The sequence below is a fragment of the Rufibacter ruber genome (genome assembly GCF_001647275.1).
In the GTDB taxonomy this organism is placed as follows: Bacteria; Bacteroidota; Bacteroidia; order Cytophagales; family Hymenobacteraceae; genus Nibribacter; species Nibribacter ruber_C.
This window is the reverse complement of sequence record NZ_LRMM01000122.1, coordinates 1-6,279: the sequence shown is the minus strand read 5'-3', so window position 1 is coordinate 6,279 and position 6,279 is coordinate 1. Positions and strand designations below refer to the sequence as shown.

The window sequence follows — 6,279 nt, the reverse complement described above, 5'->3', positions numbered from 1 at the left end:
AGGAGTAGGAACGGCGCCGTTTGCGTTTCGGCTGTTGCAAACAGGCTAAAAACAGAAAAGGCTCCCGCTTTTCAGCAGAAGCCTTTTGTCTTGATACTTGATACGTGCTACTAGCTACCGCAGGTCTACTACTTTTACCCCTTTGTATTTGCTCTTGTCAAACGCGAAGGTGCTGGCGGTTACCGGCGGATTGGGGGTGAACTTCTTCACTGTGTAGGTGTAGCGGTTGCCGTTCTTCCGGAACATTTTCCAGGATTTCAGGGAGTGGTCTTTCTTGCTGATGTGCAGCCGTACTTTGTAGACTTGGTTGTCCCGGTCTTCAGGCGAGAGGTCAATCACGTGTACGGCTTCGCCGCCTTCTTTGGCCTCTTCGGCGTACACGTACTTATAGCCTTTTTTGTAGAGGTTGTAAATCTGGCTGGGCGTCATCTCGGTTTCCTCAGGGTCATAGTCAGACACGGTCACCTCGTTCACGTCTTTCATAAACGTCCAGATGGTAGAGCCGTTGTTGATGACCTCCTGCCCCGCTACGGATAACCTGAATTTATTTCCGGCCACGGTGATGTCACCGGTCATGTTTTCCTTCACCTTCGCCGAGGGGCTTTCCAGGGTCTGGGTGAAATTAACTTTGAAGGCGCTCATGGCTTGGTATTTCTTGCTCATGGCGTCCAACACCTTTTGGGCGGCGGGGTCTTTGGAGTTATTCTGCGCACTGGCTAACTGTACCACAGCGAACAAAGCGAGCAGAAGGGAAAAGAATCGTTTCATGGTCTATCTTTTAAAATAAATGGATTCGTGGTTACGAATCCATGTTATTCAATAACTGTTCCAAACTGTATTCATCTGGAATTAAAACTTCACGCGCCTTGCTGCCTTCAAACGGACCTACCACGCCGGCGGCCTCCAGTTGGTCAATTAAACGGCCGGCGCGGTTGTAGCCCAGTTTCAGGCGGCGCTGCAACAACGACGTACTGCCTTGCTGGTGCGTCACCACAATGCGGGCGGCCTCTTCAAACATGGCGTCTTTGTTGCTCGGGTCAAAGTCAGCTTTCTCATTGCCGCCTTCATCGCCCACAAATTCTGGCAACAGGTAGGCATCTGAATAGCCTTGCTGCTCGCCAATGAATTCGCAGATTCTGTCCACTTCGGGCGTGTCTACAAACGCGCACTGCACCCGAATCAGGTCCGAACCCAGCGAGAACAGCATATCGCCCTGGCCAATCAACTGGTCGGCACCGCCGGTGTCCAGGATAGTACGCGAGTCAATTTTAGACGTTACCTTGAAAGAGATACGCGCCGGGAAGTTGGCTTTGATGATACCCGTAATCACGTTCACAGACGGGCGCTGGGTAGCCACCACCAGGTGAATCCCGATGGCCCGGGCCAGCTGCGCCAAACGGGCAATGGGGGTTTCCACCTCTTTCCCGGCAGTCATCATCAAGTCAGCCAGCTCGTCAATCACCAGTACAATGAACGGCATGAAACGGTGGCCCTTCTTAGGGTTCAGGCGGCGCTCTACAAACTTGAGGTTGTATTCTTTCAAATTCCGGCAACCGGCGTCTTTGAGCAAATCATAACGCTGGTCCATCTCCATACAGAGCGAGTTCAGCGTGTTCACCACCTTCTTGGTATCAGTGATGATGGCCTCATCGGTATCGGGCAGCTTAGCCAAGAAGTGGCGCTCAATCTTGTTGAACAGAGACAATTCTACCTTCTTAGGGTCTACCAACACAAACTTCAACTGTGACGGGTGACGCTTGTACAGCAAAGAGGTCAAGATGGCGTTCAACCCCACCGATTTACCCTGACCCGTGGCCCCGGCCATGAGCAAGTGCGGCATCTTGGCCAAATCAGCGATAAAAACTTCGTTCGTAATCGTTTTCCCGAAAGCGATGGGCAGGTCCATCTCACTTTTCAGGAACTTCTCGGTGCTCAGGATAGATTTGATGGAAACCATCTCTTTCTTCTTGTTCGGCACCTCAATCCCGATGGTTCCTTTGCCCGGAATGGGCGCGATAATACGGATACCAAGGGCAGCCAAACTCAACGCGATGTCGTCTTCCAGGCTCTTAATCTTGGAGATTCGCACGCCCGCGTCTGGCACAATTTCATACAGCGTCACGGTTGGGCCAATGGTGGCTTTGATGCTGGCGATCCCGATGCTGTAGTTGCCCAGCGTCTCTACAATCTTGTCTTTGTTCGCCTCCAGTTCCTCTTTGGTCACCTGCACCTTGCCCACGCCGTAGTCAATGAGCAGGTCAATAGACGGGTACTGGTAGCGCGGCAAATCTAAGGTGGGGTCGTAGTTTTCGCTCACCAGCTCGTCAGATTCCTCTTCTTCGGCCACTTTCTGCACGGCCAAATCCAGCTCCGGCTCGGCCTCGGGCTCCTGAATGAGCACGTCCTCGTCCTGTTCAAGCTCTAAAGACAACGGCAGCGAACTAACCGGTGTGGTCATTTTGGGCGTTACCGGCAACTCGTTCACTTCAAACAGGTCTTCCTCCGGCTCGTTTTCTTTTTCGGCGTACGCCGAGGCAAATTCCTGCTCCTCCTCTTCCTCCTGCTCCTGCACGGCAAACGGCGCCGGGAACGCTGCTTCTTCTTCCTCCTCTTCTTCTTCGTCCTCAAACGTGCCCGATGGGTTGCTCATATGGTTCATGCCCACGCTGGGCGAGGCGTACACGCCCGCTTCTGACGTGGCAAACGGGGCATTTTTCTTTTCAGACGTTTCGTCCTCCGCCGTGGCGGAAGTTCTGGAACGCCCAATGGTGGTGATATTGAAGAAGAAAATCACGAAAAGCACCAACAGAAACGCGAGCAGCAGCCCGGTTCCCCAGCCCAACAGACTCTGCAACCAGATAGCCGACTCAAACCCGATGGCGCCGCTCAGAAAGCTCAATTTATCTACTACGTTCCCAACCAAGACCACGTAGCCGGTGGTCACGGTGCCCCACAGCAGCCCGAACAGGCAAAGCGTGACCACCGATGAAAACGTGACCGTAGTGCGCCGGAAGACGATTTTGTAGCCAATGAAAAAGATGATGGGAATGAAAAAGAACGAGGCCACCCCAAACCAGCGGTTGATGAAATAATCTGACACCCACGCCCCGAACAGACCCAGCCAGTTTTCAGACTCCAGCCCGGCCTCCTTCACCTCAGCGGCCGTCACCGATTCTACCACGCTCTGGTCGGCGGTGCCGGTGAACAGGAAAGACACGAAGGCAATGGCCAGGTACAACGCTGATAGCAGGAAAAAGAACCCCACGCCCAGCTGCAAGCGGCGGTCTTTCACAAAATTGAAGGAAAGCTGCGGCTTGGGAAACGGCTTCCTGGTTTTAGGCTCCTTGGGTTCTTTGGGCGCGCGCGTCTCTGTCCTTCCCTTCGGCTCATTCTGGACCCGCGGCGCATTTTTAGGCCGGGGCACATTCCCTACTTCGCGTTTATATGTATTCGTTGCCATACTATCTCCAAACCTCAAATCTACATTTTTTCAGGCAATCTGCCGACAAGATTCTTCCAGTATCTGCTCTTCTGAATATAGGGATATTGCTAAGTTACCCGTCCCAGCAGACCTTAGGTTCCAATTCCCGTTTTCGGCCTATTTTGACGAAAACAGGCCGAAAAGGGATAAGTTTTGTTGGTGAGTGTACCTCTGCAGAAGTGAAACCCACCCCTACCTCTCCAAGGAGGAGAATGTATGTTTAGCTCCTGCTTTTGCAGAGTTCTACCCTGCTTTTGCGGAGTTCTACTCCGCAAACTTCCTGCCGGGGAGTTCTACTCCCCTTCTTTTGCGCCTGCCCGGCTTTTGCACATGGCAGCCAGCGGAGTAGAACTCCGCAGCAGTTCAATTCGGGAGTTGAACTCCCGAATTGCAGATAGCAGATTCCGCCTACAATGACCTTGCTTTTCCGACGGCGCAGCCGCTCAACGGCCTTCCCCCGCTCTTCCGGATTTGCAATCCGGAAGGAGGTACTATGGGGATTTGCAATCCCCTTTTCTCTGCCTGAGGCGGATTGCAAATCCCGAACAGCGAAACATCCTGGTTTTCCGTTTTCGGCTTGTTTTGGCGAAAACAGGCCGAAAACGTATCTGTAGCGTCGTGGCACTGACACTACGTGGTTCTCCGCAGCAGGTCAGGCACCGGCACCTATTACCCTTATTATCCCTGAAAGCTGGTTTGTTCTTTTGGGCGTATTCGTTTCATGGAGACACGTCGTGTCAGTGCCACGAAGCTACAGTACCCTATCTCGCAGAATAAATTCAGCGCCGTTTTTGGCCTGTTTTTCGCAAAACAGCCCGAAAACAGAAAACCGCCGCCAACTATTTCTGCAGCAGCCGCTGGTTGATGCGCTTTATCAGGCTGGGGCCTTCGTAGATGAAACCGGTGTAGAGCTGCACCAGATCGGCACCGGCGTTGAGTTTTTCTATAGCATCTTCCGGGGTCATGATGCCGCCTACGCCTACCAACCGCACTTGCTCGGGCAGATTCTGGCGCAGATATTTCAGCACTTCAGTAGAGGCGTGGGTCAACGGTTTTCCGCTGAGGCCGCCCATGCCCATGGCTTCCACGGCGTCCGCCGGTGTCTGCAAACCCGCCCGGCTGATGGTGGTGTTGGTGGCGATGACGCCAGAGAGATTGGTTTGTACGGCAATCTCCACAATATCATCCAGCTGCGCGTGGTTCAGGTCTGGGGCAATTTTGAGCAGCAGCGGTTTGGGTTTTGCTTTGCCCTGGTTGCGGTTCTGCAGGTTGCTCAACAGCTCAAGCAGCGGCTCTTTCTCCTGCAGCGCGCGCAAATCTGGGGTGTTGGGCGAGCTCACGTTCACCACAAAATAATCTACCACGTCATACAGCGCGTCAAAGCACAGCAGGTAATCCTGCAGCGCCTGTTCATTGGGGGTGACTTTGTTCTTGCCGATGTTCCCGCCCACAATCACGCTGCTTTTTCGGCTTTTAAGCCGCTCTACCGCGCGTTCCACGCCCTCATTGTTGAAGCCCATGCGGTTGATGATGGCCCCGTCCTGCGGCAGCCTGAACAGCCTGGGTTTGGGATTTCCGGCCTGCGGTTTGGGCGTGAGCGTGCCAATCTCAATGAACCCGAAGCCCAGTTCGGCGAACTCGTCAATCATGCGGGCGTCTTTGTCAAACCCCGCCGCCAGACCCACCGGATTGGGGAACGTGAGCCCGAAAACTTTCCGCTCCAGCCGTTTATCTTCAACCTGAAACAGGCTTTTGCTGATGGTTTTGGCCAGGGGCAACTGGTAGGCTGTTTTAAGCGCCGAGGTGGTGAGATGATGGACGTTCTCAGGGTCTAGTTTGAAAAGGAGCGGTCTTAGGAGTTCTTTGTACACGGCAGCAGTAGGTTTGGGCAAAGATAAAAAAGAATGGCTTGCCTGTTGGCCCTTCGTCTTTACCTTAGCGTGGTCAACTCTCTTTTCTGAACAAAAACCAAGGTTTTTTCCGTAGGATAAAAGACACCCATCAGCCTTGCGCCTATGAACGCCAGTAAAAAATGCCCCCATTGCGGCCAATGGTCTGCCTGGAACCAAAGCCCCCATGACCGCTGCGAGCACTGCCAGGGAATTCTGGACCCGGACGCCTTAGCCCGTCAACAAGCGCAGGAAGAACGAAAACAGGAGGAGAAAGAGCGCTTCACCGTTGACTTCATTCAAATCAACCCAGACGACCCGTGGTTTACCAGATTCTTCAAAAGAATTGGGCTGGGGTTTCAGCTGGCTTTTGTGGGCGTGGTGTCTTTTCTCTTATGGCTCATCGCGGTGCTGGCCGGTTAGTTTGGCCAACCCTTAGCCCGCTGTTCTGGGGGCTGGCTGTGGTGTACCTGGGGCATTGGGTTTGGCGCTGGCTGGAGCTGCCCAGGCCGGCGTGGGTGCGGTTTTACCTGGATGACCTGCTCTGCCTCCCGCTGGTGCTCACCGTGACGCTGTTGGTGATGCGGTTTTTCTACGGCCACCAAGTGCGGTTCTCCAAATACCACGTGCTGTTTACGGTGCTCTACTTCGCCCTGGCGTTTGAGGTGTTCTTCCCGCTATTCCTGCCGCGTTATACCGGAGATGGGGTAGATGCGGGGTTGTACGCCTTGGGCGGATGGATTTTCTATAGGTTTTTGAACAGGTAACTTCCGTTTTGGGGCTGTTTTCTGAAAAACAGCAAAAGAAGTTCGCCTTCCTTGTCCCCTTTTGAAAGGGGGACAAGGAAGGCGTGCGAAAGATTTGTGCAGGCTAAGTTCCAAGAATGGAGAAAAATACACCTTTCCGTTT

The 6,279-nt window shown here is 53.5% G+C and carries 5 protein-coding genes; 2 read left to right on the top strand and 3 right to left on the bottom strand.

Features of this window, described 5'->3' with window-relative positions; translation table 11 throughout:
• Positions 1-114: 114 nt before the first annotated feature.
• The 3 genes from lolA1 to A8O25_RS21765 form a co-directional block, all read right to left on the bottom strand.
• A complete protein-coding gene (gene lolA1 / locus A8O25_RS21775) occupies positions 115-768 on the bottom strand; it encodes an outer membrane lipoprotein periplasmic chaperone LolA1 (protein WP_066839689.1) in 654 nt (217 codons plus the stop codon).
• A gap of 31 nt (positions 769-799) precedes the next feature.
• Positions 800-3,460 carry an FtsK/SpoIIIE family DNA translocase gene (locus A8O25_RS21770; protein WP_066839687.1) on the bottom strand — a complete coding sequence of 887 codons (2,661 nt, stop codon included), beginning with the start codon at positions 3,458-3,460 and terminating at the stop codon, positions 800-802.
• An 860-nt stretch (positions 3,461-4,320) separates the two neighbouring features.
• Complete coding sequence (locus tag A8O25_RS21765) at positions 4,321-5,352, bottom strand: quinone-dependent dihydroorotate dehydrogenase (RefSeq protein ID WP_066839691.1); 1,032 nt, start codon at positions 5,350-5,352, stop codon at positions 4,321-4,323.
• Between the two features lie 144 nt (positions 5,353-5,496).
• Here A8O25_RS21765 and A8O25_RS21760 point away from each other — a divergent pair, with 144 nt between their 5' ends.
• Positions 5,497-5,793: a hypothetical protein gene (locus A8O25_RS21760; protein WP_066839685.1), complete on the top strand. Its 297-nt coding sequence runs from the start codon at positions 5,497-5,499 to the stop codon at positions 5,791-5,793.
• Positions 5,766-6,137 (top strand): hypothetical protein, encoded by a 372-nt coding sequence (locus A8O25_RS21755; RefSeq protein ID WP_066839684.1) that lies wholly within the window; start codon positions 5,766-5,768, stop codon positions 6,135-6,137. Before A8O25_RS21760 ends, A8O25_RS21755 begins: the two co-directional genes overlap by 28 nt.
• The last annotated feature ends 142 nt before the right edge of the window (positions 6,138-6,279 follow it).